This window comes from Phenylobacterium sp. (assembly GCF_022402485.1).
Classification (GTDB): domain Bacteria; phylum Pseudomonadota; class Alphaproteobacteria; order Caulobacterales; family Caulobacteraceae; genus Phenylobacterium.
Map to the genome: position 1 here is coordinate 39,521 of NZ_JAKRSA010000023.1, position 21,799 is coordinate 61,319.

A 21,799-nucleotide genomic window follows, 5' to 3' on the forward strand; every position below is an offset into this window, starting at 1 on the left:
GTCAGGATTGAACCCTCCGGCGGACCTACCCGGCGATGGCGGCAGCGTCCCGGTCGCCCGTGCGGATGCGAAGGGCCTGCTCCAGGTCGAGCACGAAGACCTTCCCGTCGCCGATCTTGCCCGTGTTTGCGGTGCGGGCCACAGCCTCAATGACCGCATCGGCGATATCAGCGGGCACGGCGATCTCGAGCTTCACCTTGGGCAGGAGCTTCACCTCGTACTCCGCCCCTCGATAGACCTCGGTCTTGCCCCGTTGGCGGCCATAGCCACGCACTTCAGTGACAGTGAGTCCCGAGGCCCCGGCCTCTGTGACGGCTTCGAGCACCGCATCAAGGCGGCTGGGCTTGATGACCGCGACGATCATCTTCATGGCGACGGGTCTCCGCTGGGGGCCGGCGAGATGCCAGGCCGTCGGACCATCAAGCTAAGACGTTCCGGGCCCGGCTCCAAGGGTCCTGAAGAGGTTCCAGCCCTTGGCGCCTTTGCCTTAGGCACCTTTGGAAACCACAGGACCCGGGGCGGGTTTTAGACCCGCAGATTTTCGAGTGGCCGGAGCCGGGGACAGCACCGGTCGTACTGCGCGCGATCTGACCCGCTGGGGCCTGGCCTTGATCGCATAGGTCTGTTTCACGGCCTCGATCAGCACCACCCCGGAGAACCGCGGCCAGAGGCGAGAGCCCGCCTGTTCAAAGGTTTCAGCCTGGCTGGTCAGCCAGGTCACCGGCGGGACATAGAGGGCGCGGGTATAGCCCACCGGCTCAAACTCCGCCTCGCCGATCAGCTGCGCCAGCTGGCGGCGGCTGTAGGGGCGACCGTGCCCAAACGGGGTACTCTCAGCGTTAGCCCAAAGGCCATCCCGGGAGGCAACCGCCACGATCACCCGCCCGGACGGGGCCATCACCCGCCAGACTTCCCGCAACAGGGCGAGCGGGTCGGGGCTTTCTTCCAGGGCGTGCATGACCACGATCCGGTCAAACAGGGCGTTCTGAAAGGGCAGGGCTTCCTCGTGGACCAGACTGGCCAGACCCCCGCTGGCCAGCGGCCAGATTTCCACGCCCTGTTGCGCTGGCATGGCGGCGATGACCCGACGGGCCTTGTCGCGGAACGGCCCGAGATAGGGGGTCGGATAGCCCAGGCCGAGAACATCCAGGCCCGCCGCATCCCCCCAGGCCTCGGTCAGCTTGCGGCCGATCATCGCCCGGGCGGTCCGCCCAAGTTCAGAAGCGTAGAAGGCGCGCAGATCAAGGATGTCTCGACGCATGGGTCCTGGACGTTAGGATGTGGCTCTACATCCATCCTAGAGCGGTGGCGGCGGCCTTGTCCCGCCGCCCGAGCAAGATGAGGCGCGCCATGGCCCTGCGGGTTCACCAGTTTCCCTGCCTGTCGGACAATTACGGCTTCCTGATTCAGGACGAGGCCTCAGGCCTGGCCGCCACCATCGACACCCCGGACGCCGCGGCCATCCTCGCCGAGCTGGAGAAGACCGGCTGGACCCTGGCGCTTATCCTCAACACCCACTGGCACCCCGACCATGCCGGCGGCAATGCCGAAATCCAGGCCGCCACCGGGGCCCAGATCGTGGGACCTGCAGAGGTGCGCAAGATCGCCCCCCTGGACCGGGAGGTGGTCGATGGGGATGTGGTGGCCCTGGGCGAAACGCAGTTCTCGGTGCTGGAGGTGGGCGGCCATACCCTGGGGCACATCGCCTATTACGACGCCGGAAACGCCGTGGCCTTTGTGGGCGACACCCTGTTTGCCCTGGGCTGCGGGCGGATGTTCGAGGGTCAGCCGGCGCAGATGTGGTCAAGCCTGCAGAAGCTGGCCGCCCTGCCCGACGCAACCACGGTCTATTGCGCGCATGAATATACCGCGTCCAATGCGCGTTTCGCCCTGTCGGTGGACAATGATCCGACCGTGGCCGCCCGGGCCCAGGCAGTTTTCGAAGCCCGCAGTCGGGGCGAGGCCACCGTGCCGACGACCATAGGTCTGGAGCGTCAGACCAACCCGTTTCTCCGTGCGCCCCTGCTGGCACCTGGCCTTGGGCTCTCCGGGGTGCCCGACTTTGAGGCCTTTGCTGCGGTCCGGGCCGCCAAGGACAGCTTCAAGGGCTGAGCTGAGTGCTCAGCGGATCCCAGCCGCGGCCAAGATCCGCTCGGATGACGGCCGTCCGGCCAGGCCGTCCTCCGGGGAGATGGTGATCAGCATCACCCCGCCACGCAGGCTGGCGCCCGGACGGCCCCCTTCCACAAGGGTCACCTTATCGACCCCGCTCAGCACCTGACGGCCGGCCGGATCAGTGGCCAGCCGCACCACAGCTTCGGCCGCAACCATGGCGGCGTCGGCCACCAGGGGCGCTGTTTCCGGGGACGCATCAGCCTCGAAGGGGATCAGCCGTCTGGCCGCGCGACTGGCCCGGGCGCTGGCCTGGGCAAGTCGCTGCAGCAATGCCTCTGGCCCCAGGATCGGCAGGCGCAGGGGGTTGGAGCCCCCCACCAGGGCAGCCGCCGCCCCGGAGGGGCGCTGCCGAGTGAAGACGGTCAGTCCCCCCAGCCGTGTTGCCCGCAGGACCGGCTCACCAAGGTCGTTCTTGTAGATGATGTCGCCCCGGGGTGCCGGCTGAGACTGAAGCACCCAGACCTCGGCGCTGTCCTCGAACTTGACCATAGGCCTGGCCGTCGACCGGTCGAGGATGAAACCGCCGCCATCTTCCACCACGTAGCGTGCCACGGGGGGCGCAGGGGCCCGCCGGCTGTCATTACGGCCTTCGCCAAACAGCCCCTCGCGCAAGGAGCCGGGCGCAGCCGCTGCGGGGACAGACGCCGTCATCCCCGCCGCGACAAGCGTCGCCACAGCAAGGAGCCTCAAGGACAGCATGGGTCTAGCGCTCATCATAGGCGAACATAAAAGCCTGGGGACTGGGGCGCTTTTGAGACGAGACCCGGATTCAGCCCGCCATGTACTGGCCGCCGTTCAGCGACAGGGTGGAGCCGGTCACATAGCCGGCATGTTCCCCAGCCAGGAAGGCCACCATGTCGGCGATCTCCTCGCCACGGCCCAGGCGGCCGACGGGAATCTGGCTGATGATGCCCTTCAGCACCTCTTCCGGCACGGCGGTGACCATCTCGGTGTCGATATAGCCTGGGGCGATGCAGTTCACCGTCACCCCCTTGCGGGCATTCTCCAGAGCCAGGGCCTTGGAAAAGCCGATCATGCCAGCCTTCGCGGCAGAGTAGTTGGTCTGGCCCACCTGGCCCTTCTGGCCGTTGATGGAGGAGATGTTGATGATCCGGCCCCAGCCGCGCTCACGCATGCCCTCGATCACCTGACGGGTCATGTTGAACAGGGAGTCCATATTAACCCGGATGACGTCGGACCACTGCTCGGAGTCCATCTTGTGGAAGAAGCCGTCCCGGGTGATGCCGGCATTGTTGACCAGCACATCCACCGGTCCAAGCTCAGCGGCCACCTTGGCCACGGCGGCCTGACAGTCGGCGAAGACGCCCACATTGCCCTTCACCACCATGATGTCGAGCTCGCGGGCGCAGGCCTCGGCCGCAGCCTCATTGCCGGAATAGCCAGCGGCGACCAGGAAACCGTCGCTCTTCAGGCGTTGACTGATCGCCCGGCCGATACCCCGGGTGCCTCCGGTGACGAATGCCACTCTGGCCATAGCTTGCCTCCCCTGTTCCCAATGTCGCTGGGGGCTTGAACGCCCCCTAGCTCAAACTTTTTCGACGCACATGGCCACGCCCATACCGCCGCCGACGCACAGGGTCGCCAGACCCTTGGACGCGCCCGAGCGCTGCATCTCATGCAGCAGGGTGGTCAGGATGCGCGCGCCTGAGGCGCCGATGGGGTGACCAATGGCGATGGCCCCGCCGTTCACATTGACCTTGGCTGGATCGAGGCCCAGCTCGCGCACCACGCAGATGGACTGGGCGGCAAAGGCCTCATTGGATTCCACGAGGTCCAGGTCAGCCACGCTCCAGCCGGCGCGTTCCAGAGCCTTGCGGCTGGCAGGGATCGGGCCGGTGCCCATGATCTCTGGCTCGACCCCGGCATTGGCCCAGGAGGCGATACGGGCGAGCGGGGTCAGGCCCCGGGCCTTGGCCTCATCGGCGCTCATGACCACCAGGGCTGCGGCCCCGTCGTTCAGGCCCGAGGCATTGGCCGCCGTGACCGAGCCGTCCTTGGTGAAGGCCGGACGCAGGCCAGACACGCTGTCGAGGGTGGCCCCATGGCGGATGTATTCGTCCTGGTCGACGACGGTGTCGCCCTTGCGGCCCTTGATGGTGACCGGCGCGATCTCGCCCGTGAACTTGCCGGCCTTCTGGGCGGCCTCGGCGCGATTCTGCGAGGCGACGGCGAAATCGTCCTGGTCAGACCGAGTGATCTGCCAGCGGGCGGCGATGTTCTCCGCAGTCTGGCCCATGTGATAGCCGTGGAAAGCGTCCCAGAGGCCATCCTTGATCATGGTGTCGACAAAGGCCAAGTCGCCCATCTTCTGACCCGAACGCAGGTGGGCGGCGTGGGGCGCCTGGCTCATGCTCTCCTGACCGCCGGCGACGACAATCTTTGCAGACCCTTCGGCCACCTGCTGGGCGGCGAGGGCCACGGCGCGCAGGCCAGAGCCACAGAGCTGATTGAGGCTCCAGGCGGGCGCGGCGGCGGGAATGCCTGCGGCCATCGCGGCCTGACGGGCCGGCCCCTGGCCAGCGCCAGCCTGCAGCACCTGGCCCAGGATCACCTCATCGATATCGGCCGGCGAAAGGCCGGCGCGCGCGATGGCGGCGGTAATGGCCACGCGGCCAAGCTCATGGGCGGGCAGGCTGGAGAGCGCCCCATTGAACGAGCCTACCGGCGTGCGGGCGGCCGCGACGATTACCACTTCGGTCATAGAACCCCATCTCCCTGGCATTGCCTGGCTATCTATCAGGGGGATGGATGGATTGGGCAAGACTGACCGCAGACCCGCGCAGGATTTGCGATTTCCCTCGCATCCGCGATACTGCGCCGCAAAGACCGGCTGTAGCGGACGCTGCGCACGGAAAAGACGAGAGGATTCGCTATGGCCGAGACGAAGGACACCGGCAAGAAGGGCGGTGGCGATCGCGTCATCATCAAGAAGTATGCGAACCGCCGGCTCTACAACACCGCCTCAAGCTCCTACGTCACCCTGGAGCACCTGGCCGATATGGTGAAGCAGGGCGTCGACTTCGTGGTCTATGACGCCAAGACCAATGACGACATCACCCGCACGGTGCTGACCCAGATCATCTTCGAGGAAGAGAGCCAGGGTCAGAGCCTGCTGCCCATCCAGTTCCTGCGCCAGCTGATCGGCTTCTATGGCAATTCCATGGAGGCCTTCCTGCCGAGCTATCTGGAGCTGTCCCTGGCCACCTTCGCCCAGCAGCAGGAGCGGATGCGCAGCCAGTTCACCCAGATCGGCCAGGCCACGCCCCTGGGCGCCTATGACGACCAGATCCGCCAGAACCTGGCCATGTTCGACCGGGCGATGAAGATGTTCACCCCGTTTGCCTATGCGCCAGGCAAGGGCGAGGAGACCACGCCGCGACCTGAGTCCGCCACTGAAGCTCCAGGCGCGCCCGACGAGACCCTGAAGGCTCTCCAGGATCAGCTGGCCGCCATGCAGGCCCAGATCAACAAGCTGGCGTCAAAGGACTAGGCGCGGCAAAGGCGTGATCAACCGGGAGGGGGCATGAGCCGCGAGGCCGTCTTCGATCAGCTTGCGGCGCTGCTACGCCCCTATGCTGCGCACCACGAGATCAAGATCGACACGCCGACCCACCTCTATCTGGAGGAGCGGTTATCCTCGGCCAAGCCACAGCTGTTTGCCGCCGTTCAGGCCAAGGCCAGCTACGTCGCCGTCCACTTGTTCCCGGTCTACACAAGGCCAGAATTGCTGCAGGGACTGAGCCCGGAGCTCCGGGCGCGGATGCAGGGCAAGTCCTGCTTCAACTTCAAGTCTATGGAGCAGATTCCCAGCGATGAGCTCCGATCGCCGGTGAAGGCGGCCCACGATAGCCTCTCGGCTTAGGTCAGAAAACGCGGCACCCTTTTTGCGTTCCTTAAGGATAGCCGCGTCAGGGTGTTCCGCCCTGACCCGAGAAGGAGCGCGCGCCCGTGACCTCGTCCGTCGATCCCATCCGTCAGGTCGCCCGCCTGCGCCGGCTGCGGCGGCAGACCGATCGAGTCCATGCGAGCGCCCCGCAGGAACATCGGAACCTGCCGGTTCCGGTGTCCCAGACCCTTCCCGACCAGCCCGCGCCGACCATCACCGCCGGCGGCCCGGCCATTTTCACGGCCCATGTCATGAGCGAAGGCGAACAGAAGCGTGGCCTGCGCGGCGGGCCGCCGACCCTGAACGCTGCCCGCAGCGCCTATACCCAGACCGAATTCTCCGGCCGGGCCGATCGCCGGGCGCGCAAGGGCGGCCTGACCCGCACAGAGATCTAAGCCTTAAACCGCGCGATCTCGGCCTCAAGCGCAGCCACCCGTCGTTCCAGCGCCGCAAGCCGGGCCTCGGGTCCCCCGCCAGGGACAGGGGTGGAGATGCCCGCCTGCCGGGCGATTTCGGCCGGGCTAACACCCAGAACTTCGGCAAAACTGCCTACCTCGTCGGCGGAAAGTTCTCTCTGGTCCTTATAGGCCAGGGCGAGGTCGGCCTCGCTCATGCCCGCAGCGGCCGCCAGCACCCGGCGGGACAGGCCGCGTTGCGCCAATTGGGCGTCAAACCACTGGGCATCGAAAAACAGGGCCACAGACTCTCACAAACCTCCGAACTGGCGCCGGTCTTGCTTAACCGAGGCTAACCCTTTGTGCGTCTCTCAAGGTTCTGCGTCCCATGCTGGCCCTGGCCACCCGCGTTTTCGACATCACCCTGGTGACCCTGATCTTCACCGCCCTGACCTGAGACGCAATTTCACTCAGGCGTCGTTGCCGGAGAAATCGATGTCCCGGCGGGCGGCGACGATGGTGACGATGAAGCCTGCCAGCACGTCGAGCACCACCATCAGGGTAATCAGGAAGAAGGTCGAGGTGGCGAACGCCGGCGCCAGCAGAAACTGGATCAGGCAGACCACAAACAGGATCATCGACAGGGCGTGATTGACGATCGCCACCCGGCGGCTGGTGGTGGACTTCAAGAGCTCGATGAACAGCACCACCAGGGCCGAGGCCAGGAACAGGTCCCCCAGCGTCACTGGCCAGTCCACATTCGACGCCATGCGGATGGTGAACAGGCCCTCGGTCATTCGGGCATGGGCGTCCACCGCCGTGAAGCCGCCGTCCATAGTCAGGGCGACGAGATTGTAGACCAGCACTGGCAGGGCCAGCAGCGGAAATGCGGCGAACATGCGCAATGGTTCTCCCCCCATGGACCTGAAAGGTCGGCTTCAACCTTAACCCCTTGGGCCAAGCTGCGGGAAGCGTCCGTCGTCCTGGGTAAGCCCAAAGGCCCCTGGCCTAGACTTCGTCCACCCCCTCAGGGTGGCGGGAGCGGCTCTGCAGCCAGATCACACCGAGCAGGTCCGAGGCCGAGGCCCAAAGCCGGCCGAGGTTGGTGTATTTCGAGGCCCCGGTCTGCCGATGCCTGTGCCCAACTGGCTGGAAAGCCACCTGATAGCCTTCCCGCAGCATCAGAGCTGGGAGGTAGCGGTGGATATGATCGAAATAGGGCAGTTCGAGGAAGGCATGTCGCCGGAAGGCCTTGAGCCCACAGCCGGTGTCATTGGCCGTATCGCCCAACAGGCGCTTGCGCACCCCATTGCCCAGGCGAGAGGCGATCTTCTTGGCTTGGCTGTCCTGGCGCTTGGTCCGCTCCCCGCCGACCATGGCCAGGTCAGGACCTCCAGCAGCCAGGGCGTCGACCAGGGCTGGACCATCGGCTGGATCGTTTTGGCCGTCCCCGTCCAGGGTGACGATCACCGGCGCCCGGGCGGCCATGACCCCTGTGCGGATGGCGCGGCTCTGGCCGGAATTACGCCGATGCTTCAGAATTCGCAGCTGTGGCAGCTCAGCCTTGAGCGCGCTCAGAACCGACAATGTCCCGTCCCGGCTAGCGTCATCGACAAAGATGATCTCCACCTGACGGCTCGCAAAAGCCGTAGCAATCTCCCGGGCCAGGGCCGGCGCAGCGCCTTCCTCGTCAAAGACAGGGACGACCACGGAAATGTCAGGAGTTGGGAGCATCCCCCTCAATAGCGGAAAACTCGGCCTGCGAAAGATCGTGCTATCACCTTGCCCATGACCTTTCAGTCCAGTCTTCAGTGGGCGAGCCAGGGCTGGCGGGGCCCGGTCTTCGCCGCCCTCCTGGCCCTGATCGCGGGCCTGCCCGGGGTTTTCGCCATGCCGCCCCTGGATCGTGATGAGTCGCGATTCGCCCAGGCCACCGCCCAGATGCTGGAAACCGGCGACTTCGTGGTCATCCGGTTCCAGGACGAGCCGCGCTTCAAGAAACCGGTGGGGATCCACTGGCTGCAGGCCCTGAGCGTTACAGCCACCTCGGCGGTGGAGGACCGGGAGATCTGGGCCTACCGCCTGCCTTCGCTTCTGGGGGCCATGCTGGCCGCAGCGGCCTGCGCCTGGGGCGCAGCGGCGTTCTTTGGTGCGCCGGCCGGCCTGATGGCCGGAGCGCTGCTGGGCTCGACTCTGCTCCTGTCCACCGAAGCCTTCATCGCCAAAACTGATGCCGTCCTGTGCGGGATGATCGTCCTGGCCATGGCCGCGCTCGCCAGAATCTATGGGTCAGCCCGCGACGGCCCCGAGATCGGATGGCGCACCCGGCTTCTGTTCTGGCTTGGCCTGTCGGGGGCGCTTCTGGTCAAGGGTCCCGTGGGACCGATGGTGGTCGGCCTCACAGCCCTGGCGCTGATCGCCTCGGAACGGCGGATCGACTGGCTGAAAGGCCTGGGTCTCAGCTGGGGGCCGATCGTCCTGCTGGCGGTGGTGGGGCCCTGGGCCTGGGCGGTGACGGTAGCCACTGACGGGGCGTTCTGGAGCACCGCGATCATGGGCGACCTGGCCCCCAAGCTGACAGGGGGGCACGAGACCCATGGCGGTCTGCCGGGCTATCATCTGCTGGGCCTTGGCCTGATGGCCTTTCCCATGACCCTGCTGATCCCTGCTGCGCTGGTGGTGGGCTGGACGAGACGGCATGAGCCGGGGGTGCGCTTTGCCCTCTGCTGGCTGATTCCGGCCTGGATCGTCTTCGAGCTGACCCCCACAAAGCTCGTTCACTACCCCCTGCCCCTCTACGGTGCCCTGGCCTGGCTGGCGGCGGCAGCCTTGCGGGATCCGCTCGGCCCAAGGGCGCGGATGGCAGGCGCAGGGCTTGGGGCGCTGGCAGGCCTCATCCTGGCGGGCATCTGCTTTGTCCTGCTGTCGCGGTTTGGGGCCGGCGCCGATGTGACCGCCGCCGCCGCCGCAGGGGGGCTGCTGGCAGCAGCAGGTCTGATCGGGGGCTTCATGCTGTTCAATCAGGCACCGCACAGCGCCATCATCACGGCCATGGTCCTGGCGATCCTGGGCCACGGCGCGCTGGCCGCAGGCCTGGCCCCAGGCCTTGCGCCCCTTTGGTCTTCGGACCGGGTGGCGACGATCCTGGAGTCTGAGCGCCTGCTGCCCCGCCAGGGCATGGCGGCGTCACCGGTGGCTGTCGCGGGCTACGCGGAGCCGAGCCTCGTTTTCGCCCTGGGCACCCCTACCCATCTGGGAGATGCCGCTGACGCGGCCCAAGCCATCGCCACCTTCCGCCCGGCTGTGGTGGAGTCTGCACAGGAGACGGCCTTTCGGGCCGCCCTGGACGCCCGGGGACTCAGGGTGCGCATGGTCCGCCAGGTTGAGGGTCTGAACTATTCCAAGGGCCGGCCTGTCAGCCTGCGAATCTATGTCAATGACGCCCCTCGCCCAGACGCGCCAGGGATGCGGGAGATACGGCCGTGAGTCGAAGACTGGAGATCGTCGAGGTCGGGCCCAGGGACGGGCTGCAGAACGAGAAGGTGCTGCTGTCCACCGACCAGAAGGTTGAGTTCATCACCCGCCTGCGGGCCGCAGGCGCCCGACGCATCGAGACCGTCTCCTTCGTCAATCCGCACCGGGTTCCGCAGATGGCCGGTGCCGAGGAAATCATGGCTGCCCTGCCGGCAGAAACAGGCTTCTCCCCCATCGGACTTGTGCTGAATGCCAGGGGCTGGGATCGCGCCGTGGCTGCGGCCTGCGCGGAGGCCAATGTGGTGGTCTGCGCCACAGACGGGTTCGGGATCCGTAACCAGGGTGCCACCACGGCAGAGCAGATGGACACGCTGGCCACCATTGTCGAGCGCCAGAAGATTGACGGCAGGCCGACCCTTTCGATGACCCTGTCCGTGGCCTTTGGCTGTCCCTTTGACGGGGAGGTCAGTACCGCCCAGGTGGTCGCCCTGGCCAAGGCGGCGGCTGAGCTTGGGGTCAGGGAGATCGCCCTGGCTGATACGATCGGCGTTGCCGACCCTTGGACCGTCCGTGAACGGATTTCAGCCGTTCGCGCCGCTGCGCCAGCCGCAACCCTGCGGGTGCATTTCCATGACACCCGCAATACCGGATTGGCCAATGCGTTTGCCGCCGTGGACGCTGGAGTGGATGTTCTGGACGCCAGTTGCGGCGGCTTAGGCGGTTGCCCGTTTGCCCCGGACGCCACCGGGAATATCGGCACCGAAGACTTGGTCTACATGCTGGAGCGGGCCGGGTTCGAGACCGGCTATGACCTGGACGTCCTGATCGAGACCGCCCGGTGGGTCTCAGCCCAGCTCGGCAAGCCCCCGGCCGCCTCGGTCAGCCGGGCGGGCGGATTTCCGAAGATTGGTGCCTAGGCCACCCGTCCAGTTAGCCGCCACAGGAGCGGCCGGACCACCGCCGCGCCGACCACCAGGGGCCAGAGCAGCCAGGCCGCAATCGCCTCGCCCAGGCCATGGGCCCGTTTGCGGAAATAGCGAGCGAGGCCGAGACCCTTGTAAAGTTCAACCCGCAAAGGGCTGGCCCGGCTCGTATGGCCCAGATGAACCACCTCAGCCTTGGGATGGAACATCACCTGGCCGCCGGCCTCACGCACCCGCCAGCAGAGGTCGATGTCCTCCACGTGCAGGAAATAGCCCTCGTCGAAACCACCGAGACTGAGATAGCCGGTGCGGCGGATGGCGAAGAAGGCACCGGAAATGGTCGGCACCGGACAAAGGGCGTCCGGCGCGGCCTCATTTTCCCAATGGACTTCATAGCGCCGCAAGGCCGGGGTCCGGCGGGTGAGCCCGCTGAGGGACAGGAGCGCGGCCAGAGGGGTGATCTCTCCGCGGCGGGCCCCCCGCTGTTCGGTACGATCTGCGTTCAAGACTCTGCCGCCCACCAGACGCAGGGGATCGCCCTCCAGAACCGCCTTGGCCAGGGCCTGGGCGCCCCCCGGCTGCAGGAAGGCGTCGGGGTTGAGGAAGATCAGCACATCACCGGTGGCTGTGCGGGCACCGAGATTGGCACCGCGGGCGAAACCGACATTGCCCTGGCCGCGGACCAGCCGCAGTCGCGCATGACGCTTGGCTAGGTCATCGAGAATTGCGGTCTCATCGGGGTCTGACCCGTTATCGACCACGATAAACTCGCTGACCTCGTGATCGGCCAGGACACAGGCCAGGCTCTGAGCGAGGGCCTCCCCGGTCATATAGACAACCATGATCACAGACAGGCGCGCGCGGGGCGCGACATCATTCGGCGACGCGACGGCTTCGACCGCCACAAACGATGTGCGGATATCGTTCATCAAGCCTCCACGGCCTCGGCGGACCCCCACGAATCCGCCTCGTCCCGAGCTTCCCGCTCAACATCGGGCGGAAGCGCCTCGGTGGCAAGTCGCAAGACCGCCTCGTCGAGGGTAAGGATCTCCTGGCCCTGGGAGCCTAGTCGCCGAAGGGCGACCTTGCCCTCTTCAGCTTCCCGACGACCGATCACGGCAATCACCGGGGTCTTGGTCAGGCTGTGCTCGCGGATCTTGTAATTGATCTTCTCATTGCGCAGGTCGGTTTCAACCCGCAGGCCCGCAGCCTTGAACTTGGCCGCTGCCGCCCGGGCGAAGTCATCGGCGTCCGAGGTGATCGTCGCCACCACAATCTGGGTGGGCGCGAGCCAGAGCGGGAAGGCACCGGCATAGTTCTCAATCAGCATGCCGATGAAACGCTCCATCGAACCGGCGATCGCCCGGTGCAGCATCACCGGTCGCTGCTTGGAGCCATCCTCGGCCACGTATTCGGCGTCCAGGCGATCTGGTAGAACGAAGTCCAGCTGCAGGGTGCCGCACTGCCAGGTCCGGCCAATGGCGTCGCGCAGGTGGAATTCCAGCTTCGGACCATAGAAGGCCCCTTCCCCCGGAAGATGCTCGACCCCCATGTTCACCGCCTGACGGGCGGCCCGCTCCAGCTTGCTCTCGGCAATATCCCAGACCTCGTCGGTGCCAGCCCGCAGGTCTGGGCGAAGCGCGAGCTTCACCGAATGCAGCTCCAGGCCGAAATCGGCATAGGCGGAGTTCAGCAGGCGCACGAACCGCTTGGTCTCCTCCTCGACCTGGTCTTCCCGACAGAAGATGTGGGCATCGTCCTGGGTGAAGCCGCGCACCCGCATGATCCCGTGCAGCGCACCAGATGGTTCGTAGCGGTGGCAGGCACCGAACTCGGCCATGCGCAGGGGCAGGTCTCGATAGGACTTCTGGCCCACATTGAAAATCTGGACGTGGCCGGGGCAGTTCATCGGCTTGACGGCCAGGCTCTCGCCCTCGGCGGTCTCACAGACAAACATATTGGCGCCGAACTTCTCCCAGTGGCCTGAGGCCTCCCAGAGGGAGCGGTCCAGAATCTGCGGGGTCTTGACCTCTTCGTAGCCGTCCTTGGTCAGACGCCGGCGGATATATTCCTCCACGGTCCGGTAGAGGGTCCAGCCCTTGGCGTGCCAGAAGACCATGCCCTTGCCCTCTTCCTGGATATGGAAGAGGTCCATGGCCCGGCCGATCTTGCGGTGATCCCGGCGCTCGGCCTCCTCCACCCGTTCCAGATAGGCGGCAAGATCGGCCTCACTAGCCCAGGCCGTGCCATAGATGCGCTGCAGCTGGGCATTGCGGTGATCCCCCCGCCAATAGGCGCCCGCCAGCTTGGTCAGCTTGAAGGCCTTGCCCACATGTTTGGTGGAGGGCAGGTGCGGACCCAGGCAGAGGTCCTTCCAGGCACCCTGCCAATAGACGCTGATCTCCTCAGATTCAGGCAGGTCCTCGATGATCTCGGCCTTATAGGCCTCGCCGATCCCGCGGAAATGCTCGATCGCCTGGTTGCGGTCCCAGACCTCCCGGCGGATCGGTTCATCGCGCTCAACGATCTCGCGCATCTTGGCCTCGATCGCCGCGAAGTCATCGAGGCTGAAAGGCTCGTCCCGGGCGAAGTCGTAATAGAAGCCGTCCTCGATGGACGGGCCGATGGTCACCTGCGTGCCGGGGAACAGCTCCTGCACCGCCTCGGCCAGCACATGGGCGGCGTCATGGCGGATGGTCTCCAGAACCTCAGGATCATCCCGCGTGAGAATCTGGAAGGCCCCGCCAGCGTGCAGCGGGCGCTCCAGGTCCAGCAGCTGTCCCTCCAGCTTCACCAGCACGGCCTTCTTCTCCAGAGACTTGGAGATGCCCGCCGCGATCTGGCGGCCCGTCATGCCCGCCTCGAAAGGCCGCTTGGAACCGTCGGGGAAAATGAGCTCGATCATGTGTCACACGTCCATTTGCGCGCCGGCGGCTCATCGGAGCGGCCCGGCGGCGGAGGCGGCGGATCATAGCCCGAACCGCCCCAGGGGTTGCATCGGCACAGCCGCCGCGCCGCAAGCCAGGAGCCGCGCCAGGGGCCGTGATCGATCAGGGCCTGCGCCGCATAGTCCGAACAGGTCGGCAAAAAGCGACAGTGGCGTCCGATCAGGGGGGACAGCGTCAGCTTGTAAGCGCGATGAGCGCCTCTGACGCAGGTTTCGTAGGGGGTCATGCCGGCCGCAGGCTTGCGAATGCTCGCAGCGATTACGTTGCGGGGGCGGTCAAATCAAGCCGCGCCGGCGGGGCTAGTTCGCGCCAGGGCCTTCTGGACAGCGTCGACCGTCGCCTCAAACGCCAAAAGGGTCGAGGCGTGGCGGGCAGGATAGTCCTTCACCGGCGCGAGCATGGAGAGATCCGAAAAACGTCCAACCGGCGCGTCTGCGCCGTCCTTCAACATAGCACGGAAGCCATCCCTGGCCATCTCGATCTCGGCCAGGCTTGCGCCGACCACATGGGTTCCCAGCACGGCGGCAGCGGCCTGACCCAGGGCGCAGGCCTTCACATCCTGGGCAAAGTCGATCACCTGGTCGCCGTCCAGGACCACATCAACCACTACCCGGCTACCGCACAGCTTGGCGACCTTTTCCGAGCTGCCGTCCGGCGCAGACAGTCGGCCGGCCCGGGGCATATTGGCCGCCAGCTTGAGCAGACGCGCGGAATAGAGGTCGTCGATCATGGGATAGATCTAGGGGTTCATGACTGCGCGCGCCACGCGGCTTCGGCACGGACCTTCAAGGCCTCGCCCATGGCGGCGAAGCCTTTCTTCAAGGGCCGCTGCACCCGCCGGGCCGCCGCAGGACCCAGCAGGCCTTGAAAGAGCTCGCCATTGGAGAAAATGCAGGCGTTATCTGCCACCTGGTCGATCTCAATGAACCGAATGGCAGCCCCCAGGCCGCTGGCCACGCTGGTGCGCCAGAGCAATTGCTCATGGGGCACCCAGTCCACCACCACCGGCTCGATAAACCGGGGCGGCAAATCCGGCAGAGCCAGTGTGAGCTCAAGCGGCGCGCCGATGGAAAGCACGCCGGAGGCCTGGCTGTAGATGGGATTCCACTCGGGCCAGGTGCCAAGATCGGCGATCAGGTCCCACAGGACCTCTGGCGGCGCCTGGACACCGATCCGGTGCTCGAGCTTCAAGCCCTTGGGGCCAGAGGGCCCCTTGCCCCGGCCAAGGCTCGGCAGGAAGGATGGAGTCAGCTGGCTGGCGGCCAGGGGATTGGCGCTTTTGTTTAAGCCCATCATCAGCTCAAATCTCCGGAAGGATGCGGACCGCCCATCTCAGCTGGGTTCCTTCAGACGCCAGGTTGCCCCGTCTGCGGAGTCCATCACCACCACATTCAGCGCGTTCAACTCATCACGGATCGCATCGGCCCGTGACCAGTCCTTGGCGGTGCGCGCCGCGATCCGATTAGCGATCAGGGCCTCCACCCGGGCCTTCAGCTGCGGATCGGCGTCGCCCTGGAACCAGACTTCGGGGTCGGCCTGGAGGAACCCCAGCAGTGCCCCTGACGCCAGCAGCTCGCCCTTGGCCTTGACCCGGGCCGCCTCATCGCCGGTCTCCAGAACCGAGGCCAGGACGAACAGCTCCGCCATGGCCTGGGCGGTATTCAGGTCGTCTTCCAGGGCGGCGAGGAAGCGCGGCGCAGGCTCGCAGGGGCCAGGCGCGAGGTCGGCAGCCCGCCGAAGGGCACCATACAACCGGTCCAGGGACTTGCGCGACTGCTCGAGTAGATCCCCCGACCACTCCTGTGGCGCGCGGTAGTGGCCCACCAGCAGCGCCCAGCGGACGGCCTCGCCCGGAGTCTGCTTCACCAGATCATGCACCAGCACCACATTGCCCAGGCTCTTGGACATCTTCTCGGCCCCAAAGTTCAGGAAGCCGTTGTGCATCCAGTAGCGGGCATAGTCCTGGCCATGGCCGGCCTCGCAGCCATGGGCAGCGCAAACCCCTTGGGCCAGCTCGTTCTCATGGTGGGGGAAGATCAGGTCGTTGCCGCCGCCATGAATGTCGATGGGCAGGCCCAGGGTCTGCTCGATCATGGCCGAGCACTCGATGTGCCAGCCGGGCCGGCCCTGGCCCCAGGGACTGTCCCACATGGGTTCGCCGGGCTTGGAAGGCTTCCAGAGCACGAAGTCGGCGGGGTTGCGCTTATAGGGGGCCACATCGACCCGGGCGCCGGCGATCATATCCTCCAGACTGCGGCCCGAGAGCTGGCCATAGTCGGGATAGGCCCCCGTGCTGAACAGCACATGGCCCTCGGCGGCATAGGCTGCGCCCTTGTCGATCAGAACACCGATCATGGCGATGATCGCGTCCATGGTCTGGGTGGCCCGGGGCTGGAAGGTCGGCGGAAGGGCACCGAGGGTGGCCATGTCGCGGTTGTAGATCCCCAGATAACGATCGGTGATGACATCGATCGGCACGCCCTCGGCCAGGGCCTTGGCGTTGATCTTGTCGTCCACGTCGGTGACGTTTGCAGCGTAGAGCACAGCTCCTTCGCCATAGGTGTGGCGCAGCAGGCGGAACAGCACGTCGAACACCACCACAGGCCTGGCATTGCCGATGTGAGCGTAATTGTAGACCGTCGGCCCGCAGACATACATCGTCACCCGCTGAGGATCGACGGGGACGAAGGGCCGCTTCTCGCGGGCCATGGTGTCATAGAGGCTGAGGGGCATTGACCATACTGACGCTGGGGAACGGTTGCCCGTTCGGGTTTGGCCACCATATATAGGCCGCCCGGGGCGGAAGACAGGGGGCGCATCTGCGCTTTGGCGTCCGTCGCAGGTGTTTGCCGCGCGCCACATCCAAGGTCCCTCGGTCAGCGCGCTTCAGGAACAGAGAAAGCCTTATCAGCCATGGACGCTCCCACCCGCGACGCGAAGCTGGACGGTCCAGCTGGTCTGGAACCCCTCGCCCGCCCGACCCGTGAAGAGGCCATGGCGGCGGTTCGCACCCTGATCGCCTGGGCCGGTGACGACCCGCGCCGGGAGGGCGTGATCGATACGCCCAAGCGGGTGGTGGACGCCTATGCCGACTGGTTCGAGGGCTATGGTGCCGATCCGGCCAAGGAGCTGTCGCGGACCTTTGAGGACGTCCAGGGCTATGACGACATCGTCATGCTCCGGGAAATCGAGGTGGAGAGCCACTGCGAGCATCACATGGCCCCCTTCCTGGGCAAGGCCTATGTGGCCTACATGCCCACCAATCGCGTGGTGGGCATCTCCAAGCTGGTGCGAGTGGTGGAGATCTTCGCCAAGCGCCTCCAGACCCAGGAGACCATGACCCAGCAGATCGCCGACGCCATCACCGACAGCCTGCGCCCGGCGGGCGTGGCCGTCCTGATTGACGCCCAGCACCAGTGCATGACCACGCGGGGCGTGCACCATCGCCATGTGAGCACCATCACCACCCAGTTCACTGGGGTCTTCAAGACCGACGCCAGTCTGCGCCAGCGGTTCCTGGACTTCGCCAACAAGGGCTAAGGGCCGGCAGGCTGCGGTGGGCTTCAGGCGGCGGCTCGGTCCCCTGTGGGCCTGTCCACCGCCGCGCCGAGCCGCTCCGGCGGATGGACCAGGGTCACCAGGACAAAGCTGAGCATCATCAACAGGTACCAGGAGCCCATCTTGGCCAGGGAGACCGGTGCCCATCCGTCGGTCTGGTCGGGATAGACCCAGGCTGAGGCATAGGTCCCCAGGTTCTCCGCGATCCAGATGAAGAAGGCGGTCAGGATCGCCGCCAGCAAGAGGGGCATCCGGCGGTCCTTTTGATCGGGACGATAGACCACAAAGGTGCGTCCAAAGATCACCGCCGAAAAGGCGAACAACCCCCAACGGATGTCGGGCCCATAGTGGTGGGTGAAGAAGTTGGCATAGGCGAGCACCGCCAGGACCCAGGGTGCCCAGACCGGAGGATAGTTCGCAAACCGGATATCCATGAGCCGAATGATGCGGGCCATGAAGGAGCCGACACAGGCGTACATGAAGCCGGAGAACAACGGCACCTCGCCAATGCGCAACAGGCTCTCCTCCGGATAGGTCCAGGAGCCCTGCGTGGTCTTGAAGACCTCCATGGCCGTGCCGACGACATGAAAGATCGCGATGACCAGGGCCTCCCGGGGCCGCTCCAGGCCCGTGACCAGCAGGAGAACCTGCAACAGCACGGCTGAGACGAACAGAAAGTCGTAGCGGGCCAGGGCCGCCCCCTCGGGCCACCAGAAGCTGGTGGCCACCAGCAGAGCCAGCATCGTCCCGGCAAACAGACAGGCCCACGCCTGCTTCAGCCCAAACAGCAGAAACTCATAGGCCCGGGCATGCCACCGGGAGCTCGCCGCCCAGGGTCGGGCCCGGGCGTCCAGGGCCATGACCCTGGCCTTGATCTGATCCTTGAGATTCATGCCGTCGAGGGTTCAGGTAGAGGGCAGGACGTTCAGCAGGCTGCGCGCCACCGGGTCCGCCGCGCCGGTCCCTCGCAGGACCACCGCCACGGTAGCCCTGCGGGCCATCGAATAGGCCACCATGGCCGGCGCGTCAGGGGCCGCGCCCTCATAGAATAGCCAAGTGTCGGCGGGCGAAGGCCCCTCGGCGGCCAGGTCGCGGACCCGAACCCCCAGGCCAGCATAGTCGCCGGGCACCGTGCCGGTCGGGTGAAGCCGGTAGAACCGCCGCCGGGTGATGTCCTGTCCATGCAGGCGGTCGCCCAACAGGTCCCGCCAGAACCGCACGACATCCAGCGCCGAAGCCCAGACCCCCCCATCGGCGGTGCCAAAGTCCGTCTCCACAAGGTCACGCCGTTGCGCGATCCGTCGGGACAAGGCTTGCGCCCATGGGGTCTGGTCAGTCGCCTCGAGGACCTGACGGAGCAGCGCCGGGTTGGCCTCCGAGGCGCCCCAGGCTGCGCCGGGGGCAAAGGTCGGTGGCAAGCCGGCGGCGGTGGCCAGTGCAACGTCTGGGAGACCGCTGGTGTTCGCCATCAGGTCTTCAAGCGTGATCCAACGGGCATTGGGCAGGTCGGGTGCCCAGCGATCGATCGTGGCGTCCAGGCCCAATTCCCCCGCCTGCGCCAACTGCAGCACGGCGGTGGCCGTATAGGTCTCAAGCAGGCCGTCCCAGGCAAAGCGGGTTGGCGGTCTGCCGGGCTCGCGGGTCCAGGTGTGGGTCCAGACCGCCCCGCCGGGTTCAGCCACCGCGGCCATGGCGGCCTCTACGCCGGGCAAATCCATCAGGCTTTGGACAAAGCGGGCCTCAAGCCCGTCGCGGATCACCGGTTGAAGACGGGTGGAGACGGCGGCGCGGATCTGGTCGAACTGCCAGTCGCCGAACTGTTGGCGTAAGGGCAGGCCTGCATAGTCCGCCCGCCCCTCCTGGCCCCTCGGGGTCCGCCGCCCCAGGCCAAAGGGCCATTGGGCGAAGGCCGGCGTGGGCGCAGCCAGGGCGAGGGTCGATAGCAGCGCGCGACGGCTGAGGCTCATGGCGGTTCATCTCCAAGGCTGGCGCAAGCTGCGCCGCGAAGCCTCCCCCTGGCCGGGAAGGAAGGCTATAGTTTGCCCATGTCCGTCCAATTTCCCATCGCTTCCGACAAACATGACCTGGAGCGCGGCACCGCCCTCGCTCCGCGCTTTGACGCCACTGGCCTGATCGCGGCGGTCGCTACCCATGCGCAGACCGGCGAGGTGCTGATGTTTGCCTGGATGAATGCCGAGGCCCTGGCCCTGACCCTTTCCACCGGGCAGGCGCACTATTTCAGCCGCTCGCGCAATGCGCTCTGGCTCAAGGGCGAGACCAGCGGTCAGGTGCAGCAGGTGGTGGAGACCCGCATCGACTGCGATCAGGATTGCGTCTGGCTCAAGGTCCTGCCCCAGGGCGACGGCGGCGCCTGCCATGTGGGCTTCCGGTCCTGCTTTTACCGGGTGGTCGAGGACGGGCGGCTGGTGGAGCGGCCCGACTAGAGCCTTCTCCGATAAGCGTGACACACCTATCGGAGCGACATTTGCTCTAAACCGGGCCGCCCTCCTGGACGCAACTTAAGGCCCTAGACCGCCTTGAGCGGTGACACGCCGGTCGCCTGGGCCGTGGTCACAAAGGTCTTGCTCACCTTGGCTTCAAACTCCCGGGAGACGATGGTGGAGACCTTGACCAGTTCGCCCTTGGCGGTGTCCGGGGTGAGGGTGAGAAGGATGAAGCCCTTGGCGTCGTGATCAGAGTAAATCACCTCAGATGAGGCATCGGCGAACAGCTGACCGGCAGGTAGCGTCTTCACATAGTCGCCGATCCCCGGACTGGTGACCCCCGTCGTGCCGAACTCCACGGCCCGCAGCACGCCTTCGTCGTCGGACAGCTCATTGGCCCAGAAGGCGTGGCTGTCGCCAGACACCACAATGGTGCGGGCCTGGGCAGCAGCGATCGTGTCGTAGAGCCGCTCCCGCGCCACCGGATAGCCATCCCACATGTCCAGGCCATAGGGCAGGCCGAAGGGCGACATGGTCTCCATGCGATTGATGAAGCCTGCGATTGGCGTCGGCAGGGTAGCCAGGATCCTCGTATATTCAGCCTCCCCGAGGGAGGCCTTGGCGCTGGGCATCTTCAGCCGGCCCATAACCACCGCATTGCCGAGCACCTGCCAGGTGCGGCCGGACTTGACCGATGCTGACAGCTCGCCGGCCAGCCAGGCCTCCTGGGCGGCGCTCATCATCCGACGGCCAGGATCGTTGAGCTTCTGGACGAAGGCCTCGATGTCCGGGCGATCATTGGTGATCGTCAGGTCCTTGGCGTAATCGAGTTGTACGTCGCGGGCGTTGAGCCGGGTTTCCAGCATGATCAGGGTGACCAGGTCCCCGAAATGGAAGGTCCGGTTGATCGCATCGAGACTGACGCCTGGAGCCGGGTCACGGATCGGCATCCATTCGAAATAGGCTTTCAGAGCAACCGCCTTACGAAGGTTCCAGTCCCCTTCGGTCTCAGGCTGATGATTCTCAGCGCCGCCGGTCCAGGAGTTGTTGGTTGTTTCGTGGTCGTCCCAGGTGACGATCCACGGGGCCCGGGCGTGGGCGGCCTGGAGATCGGGGTCAGACTTGTACTGCGCATGGCGCTGCCGGTAGTCGGCGAGGCTGACGATCTCGTGGGCGGGCACCGATGCCCGCTCCTGGGCGACGGCGGAGTCCATGCCGTACGAGCCCTCACCGCCATACTCGTAGATATAGTCGCCGAGATGAACCACGGCATCGACCCGGGGCAGGTCGGCAATGGCCCGATAGGCGTTGAAATAGCCATTGGGATACAGCGAGCAGGAGGCCACGGCGAGGACCACGTCCTCGACGGGGCCCACCGGCGAGGTGCGGGTCTGCCCCATGGGAGAGGTGACGCCGTTGGCTTCAAATTCAAAGGTATAGGCCCGGGCCGGATCCAGACCGGTAACGTCGACCTTGACCGTATAGTCACGGTCGGGGCCCGTGACGCCAGTCCCGGACTTGGCACCCCCCGCCCGGCGATCGACGGGGTTCAGCCGCCATGAAAAGCTGATCGGCCCGGCCCCTTCGGCCTTCGGCGAGATCCGGGTCCAAAGCACCACGGCATTGGCCAGGGGATCGCCAGAGGCAACACCGTGCTCGAAGGCCACCGGCCCGGCATAGGGCGACTGGGCGCGGGCGGTCAGCGGCGCGGCTGCGCCAATTCCCAGAAGGGCCAGGGCCCGGCGTCGATCGATCTTCATTCTGACTGTCCCAAACTCGCGCCGTCGTCGCGCGCGTGCAATAAAAGGCTATTCTGCGACAGAAGCATGATGGCTTTGGCGTGGGAGGGCGATGCGGCCGTCACTTTTTGCCCCGCCGGCCCCATAGTTCGGCGCGCGTTCACCCTCGGCTGATAGATGATCACCACCTATTCGATTCGACCACGCAAAGGCGCGGCGCAGGACATCACAGGCGG

General features: G+C 66.0%; 25 protein-coding genes. 8 read left to right on the plus strand and 17 right to left on the minus strand.

The features are described from left to right. Nucleotides 1–25: 25 nt before the first annotated feature. Nucleotides 26–370, minus strand: coding sequence for a P-II family nitrogen regulator (locus tag MH112_RS08295; RefSeq protein ID WP_296566366.1), 345 nt, complete (start codon nucleotides 368–370; stop codon nucleotides 26–28). A 117-nt stretch (nucleotides 371–487) separates the two neighbouring features. Further along, the gene (locus tag MH112_RS08300) at nucleotides 488–1,261 is read right to left on the minus strand and encodes a methyltransferase domain-containing protein (protein ID WP_296566369.1); all 774 of its coding nucleotides are present in this window, start codon (nucleotides 1,259–1,261) and stop codon (nucleotides 488–490) included. Between the two features lie 89 nt (nucleotides 1,262–1,350). On the opposite strand from MH112_RS08300, the gene gloB reads away from it, so the two are divergent. Continuing rightward, entirely contained in the window at nucleotides 1,351–2,112 is a 762-nt protein-coding gene (gene gloB / locus MH112_RS08305; protein ID WP_296566372.1) for a hydroxyacylglutathione hydrolase, read from the plus strand. Nucleotides 2,113–2,121: 9 nt separating this feature from the next. Here the strand turns inward: gloB and MH112_RS08310 are convergent, their stop codons facing one another. The 3 genes from MH112_RS08310 to MH112_RS08320 all read right to left on the minus strand — a co-directional run bounded on the left by MH112_RS08310 (nucleotide 2,122) and on the right by MH112_RS08320 (nucleotide 4,897). Next, complete coding sequence (locus MH112_RS08310) at nucleotides 2,122–2,850, minus strand: DUF4908 domain-containing protein (protein ID WP_296566374.1); 729 nt, start codon at nucleotides 2,848–2,850, stop codon at nucleotides 2,122–2,124. 94 nt (nucleotides 2,851–2,944) lie between these two features. Then, on the minus strand, nucleotides 2,945–3,670 hold the full coding sequence (gene phbB, locus MH112_RS08315) for an acetoacetyl-CoA reductase (protein ID WP_296566377.1): 726 nt from the start codon (nucleotides 3,668–3,670) through the stop codon (nucleotides 2,945–2,947). Between the two features lie 51 nt (nucleotides 3,671–3,721). Beyond that, on the minus strand, nucleotides 3,722–4,897 hold the full coding sequence (locus MH112_RS08320; RefSeq protein ID WP_296566379.1) for an acetyl-CoA C-acetyltransferase: 1,176 nt from the start codon (nucleotides 4,895–4,897) through the stop codon (nucleotides 3,722–3,724). Nucleotides 4,898–5,068: 171 nt separating this feature from the next. On the opposite strand from MH112_RS08320, the gene phaR reads away from it, so the two are divergent. From phaR to MH112_RS08335, 3 genes are all read left to right on the plus strand, one after another. Then, complete coding sequence (gene phaR / locus MH112_RS08325) at nucleotides 5,069–5,686, plus strand: polyhydroxyalkanoate synthesis repressor PhaR (protein WP_296566382.1); 618 nt, start codon at nucleotides 5,069–5,071, stop codon at nucleotides 5,684–5,686. A 33-nt stretch (nucleotides 5,687–5,719) separates the two neighbouring features. Beyond that, nucleotides 5,720–6,058 carry a hypothetical protein gene (locus MH112_RS08330; protein ID WP_296566384.1) on the plus strand — a complete coding sequence of 113 codons (339 nt, stop codon included), beginning with the start codon at nucleotides 5,720–5,722 and terminating at the stop codon, nucleotides 6,056–6,058. Between the two features lie 86 nt (nucleotides 6,059–6,144). After that, nucleotides 6,145–6,477 (plus strand): hypothetical protein, encoded by a 333-nt coding sequence (locus MH112_RS08335; RefSeq protein WP_296566388.1) that lies wholly within the window; start codon nucleotides 6,145–6,147, stop codon nucleotides 6,475–6,477. On the opposite strand, the gene MH112_RS08340 is transcribed toward MH112_RS08335, so the two are convergent. From MH112_RS08340 to MH112_RS08350, 3 genes are all read right to left on the minus strand, one after another. After that, complete coding sequence (locus MH112_RS08340; protein ID WP_296566392.1) at nucleotides 6,474–6,782, minus strand: helix-turn-helix transcriptional regulator; 309 nt, start codon at nucleotides 6,780–6,782, stop codon at nucleotides 6,474–6,476. The two genes, MH112_RS08335 and MH112_RS08340, sit on opposite strands and share 4 nt — an antisense overlap. 165 nt (nucleotides 6,783–6,947) lie before the next feature. Then, complete coding sequence (locus tag MH112_RS08345; protein ID WP_296566404.1) at nucleotides 6,948–7,376, minus strand: hypothetical protein; 429 nt, start codon at nucleotides 7,374–7,376, stop codon at nucleotides 6,948–6,950. Between the two features lie 109 nt (nucleotides 7,377–7,485). Continuing rightward, nucleotides 7,486–8,211, minus strand: a complete 726-nt coding sequence (locus tag MH112_RS08350; protein WP_296566407.1) for a glycosyltransferase family 2 protein — start codon at nucleotides 8,209–8,211, stop codon at nucleotides 7,486–7,488. A 54-nt stretch (nucleotides 8,212–8,265) separates the two neighbouring features. Between MH112_RS08350 and MH112_RS08355 the strand changes: the two genes are divergently transcribed. Further along, on the plus strand, nucleotides 8,266–9,963 hold the full coding sequence (locus tag MH112_RS08355) for a glycosyltransferase family 39 protein (RefSeq protein ID WP_296566409.1): 1,698 nt from the start codon (nucleotides 8,266–8,268) through the stop codon (nucleotides 9,961–9,963). Beyond that, nucleotides 9,960–10,868, plus strand: a complete 909-nt coding sequence (locus tag MH112_RS08360) for a hydroxymethylglutaryl-CoA lyase (protein WP_296566411.1) — start codon at nucleotides 9,960–9,962, stop codon at nucleotides 10,866–10,868. The genes MH112_RS08355 and MH112_RS08360 overlap by 4 nt, the downstream gene beginning before the upstream one ends. On the opposite strand, the gene MH112_RS08365 is transcribed toward MH112_RS08360, so the two are convergent. The 6 genes from MH112_RS08365 to cysS are packed head-to-tail and all read right to left on the minus strand — an operon-like array spanning nucleotide 10,865 to nucleotide 16,555. After that, complete coding sequence (locus tag MH112_RS08365; protein ID WP_296566414.1) at nucleotides 10,865–11,803, minus strand: glycosyltransferase family 2 protein; 939 nt, start codon at nucleotides 11,801–11,803, stop codon at nucleotides 10,865–10,867. The two genes, MH112_RS08360 and MH112_RS08365, sit on opposite strands and share 4 nt — an antisense overlap. Next, nucleotides 11,803–13,779 (minus strand): threonine--tRNA ligase, encoded by a 1,977-nt coding sequence (thrS, locus tag MH112_RS08370; protein ID WP_296566417.1) that lies wholly within the window; start codon nucleotides 13,777–13,779, stop codon nucleotides 11,803–11,805. Before thrS ends, MH112_RS08365 begins: the two co-directional genes overlap by 1 nt. Beyond that, nucleotides 13,776–14,048, minus strand: a complete 273-nt coding sequence (yidD, locus tag MH112_RS08375; RefSeq protein WP_296566420.1) for a membrane protein insertion efficiency factor YidD — start codon at nucleotides 14,046–14,048, stop codon at nucleotides 13,776–13,778. Before yidD ends, thrS begins: the two co-directional genes overlap by 4 nt. A 54-nt stretch (nucleotides 14,049–14,102) precedes the next feature. Then, nucleotides 14,103–14,552, minus strand: a complete 450-nt coding sequence (locus tag MH112_RS08380) for an iron-sulfur cluster assembly scaffold protein (protein ID WP_296566423.1) — start codon at nucleotides 14,550–14,552, stop codon at nucleotides 14,103–14,105. A gap of 17 nt (nucleotides 14,553–14,569) precedes the next feature. Beyond that, nucleotides 14,570–15,118: an SRPBCC domain-containing protein gene (locus tag MH112_RS08385; RefSeq protein WP_296566426.1), complete on the minus strand. Its 549-nt coding sequence runs from the start codon at nucleotides 15,116–15,118 to the stop codon at nucleotides 14,570–14,572. Between the two features lie 36 nt (nucleotides 15,119–15,154). Next, on the minus strand, nucleotides 15,155–16,555 hold the full coding sequence (cysS, locus tag MH112_RS08390; RefSeq protein WP_296566428.1) for a cysteine--tRNA ligase: 1,401 nt from the start codon (nucleotides 16,553–16,555) through the stop codon (nucleotides 15,155–15,157). Nucleotides 16,556–16,735: 180 nt separating this feature from the next. Between cysS and folE the strand changes: the two genes are divergently transcribed. Beyond that, nucleotides 16,736–17,362: a GTP cyclohydrolase I FolE gene (gene folE, locus MH112_RS08395; RefSeq protein WP_296566431.1), complete on the plus strand. Its 627-nt coding sequence runs from the start codon at nucleotides 16,736–16,738 to the stop codon at nucleotides 17,360–17,362. A 23-nt stretch (nucleotides 17,363–17,385) separates the two neighbouring features. Here the strand turns inward: folE and MH112_RS08400 are convergent, their stop codons facing one another. Next, nucleotides 17,386–18,273, minus strand: coding sequence for a DUF817 domain-containing protein (locus MH112_RS08400; RefSeq protein WP_296566432.1), 888 nt, complete (start codon nucleotides 18,271–18,273; stop codon nucleotides 17,386–17,388). 12 nt (nucleotides 18,274–18,285) lie between these two features. Then, nucleotides 18,286–19,347: a serine hydrolase domain-containing protein gene (locus tag MH112_RS08405; protein ID WP_296566434.1), complete on the minus strand. Its 1,062-nt coding sequence runs from the start codon at nucleotides 19,345–19,347 to the stop codon at nucleotides 18,286–18,288. 78 nt (nucleotides 19,348–19,425) lie between these two features. On the opposite strand from MH112_RS08405, the gene hisI reads away from it, so the two are divergent. Beyond that, on the plus strand, nucleotides 19,426–19,824 hold the full coding sequence (hisI, locus tag MH112_RS08410) for a phosphoribosyl-AMP cyclohydrolase (RefSeq protein WP_296566436.1): 399 nt from the start codon (nucleotides 19,426–19,428) through the stop codon (nucleotides 19,822–19,824). An 83-nt stretch (nucleotides 19,825–19,907) separates the two neighbouring features. On the opposite strand, the gene MH112_RS08415 is transcribed toward hisI, so the two are convergent. Beyond that, entirely contained in the window at nucleotides 19,908–21,584 is a 1,677-nt protein-coding gene (locus MH112_RS08415; protein ID WP_296566439.1) for an alkaline phosphatase D family protein, read from the minus strand. Nucleotides 21,585–21,799 lie beyond the last annotated feature (215 nt).

Excerpts from the sequence above, each read along its gene's own strand:
- hisI (WP_296566436.1), top strand. The coding sequence starts at position 19,426 with ATGTCCGTCCAATTTCCCATCGCTTCCGACAAACATGACCTGGAGCGC.
- MH112_RS08415 (WP_296566439.1), bottom strand. The coding sequence starts at position 21,584 with ATGAAGATCGATCGACGCCGGGCCCTGGCCCTTCTGGGAATTGGCGCA.
- phbB (WP_296566377.1), bottom strand. The coding sequence starts at position 3,670 with ATGGCCAGAGTGGCATTCGTCACCGGAGGCACCCGGGGTATCGGCCGG.
- MH112_RS08365 (WP_296566414.1), bottom strand. The coding sequence starts at position 11,803 with ATGAACGATATCCGCACATCGTTTGTGGCGGTCGAAGCCGTCGCGTCG.
- MH112_RS08405 (WP_296566434.1), bottom strand. The coding sequence starts at position 19,347 with ATGAGCCTCAGCCGTCGCGCGCTGCTATCGACCCTCGCCCTGGCTGCG.
- MH112_RS08330 (WP_296566384.1), top strand. The coding sequence starts at position 5,720 with ATGAGCCGCGAGGCCGTCTTCGATCAGCTTGCGGCGCTGCTACGCCCC.
- MH112_RS08295 (WP_296566366.1), bottom strand. The coding sequence starts at position 370 with ATGAAGATGATCGTCGCGGTCATCAAGCCCAGCCGCCTTGATGCGGTG.
- thrS (WP_296566417.1), bottom strand. The coding sequence starts at position 13,779 with ATGATCGAGCTCATTTTCCCCGACGGTTCCAAGCGGCCTTTCGAGGCG.
- MH112_RS08350 (WP_296566407.1), bottom strand. The coding sequence starts at position 8,211 with ATGCTCCCAACTCCTGACATTTCCGTGGTCGTCCCTGTCTTTGACGAG.
- phaR (WP_296566382.1), top strand. The coding sequence starts at position 5,069 with ATGGCCGAGACGAAGGACACCGGCAAGAAGGGCGGTGGCGATCGCGTC.
- MH112_RS08355 (WP_296566409.1), top strand. The coding sequence starts at position 8,266 with ATGACCTTTCAGTCCAGTCTTCAGTGGGCGAGCCAGGGCTGGCGGGGC.
- cysS (WP_296566428.1), bottom strand. The coding sequence starts at position 16,555 with ATGCCCCTCAGCCTCTATGACACCATGGCCCGCGAGAAGCGGCCCTTC.
- MH112_RS08380 (WP_296566423.1), bottom strand. The coding sequence starts at position 14,552 with ATGATCGACGACCTCTATTCCGCGCGTCTGCTCAAGCTGGCGGCCAAT.
- folE (WP_296566431.1), top strand. The coding sequence starts at position 16,736 with ATGGACGCTCCCACCCGCGACGCGAAGCTGGACGGTCCAGCTGGTCTG.
- MH112_RS08300 (WP_296566369.1), bottom strand. The coding sequence starts at position 1,261 with ATGCGTCGAGACATCCTTGATCTGCGCGCCTTCTACGCTTCTGAACTT.
- MH112_RS08385 (WP_296566426.1), bottom strand. The coding sequence starts at position 15,118 with ATGATGGGCTTAAACAAAAGCGCCAATCCCCTGGCCGCCAGCCAGCTG.
- MH112_RS08345 (WP_296566404.1), bottom strand. The coding sequence starts at position 7,376 with ATGTTCGCCGCATTTCCGCTGCTGGCCCTGCCAGTGCTGGTCTACAAT.
- gloB (WP_296566372.1), top strand. The coding sequence starts at position 1,351 with ATGGCCCTGCGGGTTCACCAGTTTCCCTGCCTGTCGGACAATTACGGC.
- yidD (WP_296566420.1), bottom strand. The coding sequence starts at position 14,048 with ATGACCCCCTACGAAACCTGCGTCAGAGGCGCTCATCGCGCTTACAAG.
- MH112_RS08400 (WP_296566432.1), bottom strand. The coding sequence starts at position 18,273 with ATGAATCTCAAGGATCAGATCAAGGCCAGGGTCATGGCCCTGGACGCC.
- MH112_RS08320 (WP_296566379.1), bottom strand. The coding sequence starts at position 4,897 with ATGACCGAAGTGGTAATCGTCGCGGCCGCCCGCACGCCGGTAGGCTCG.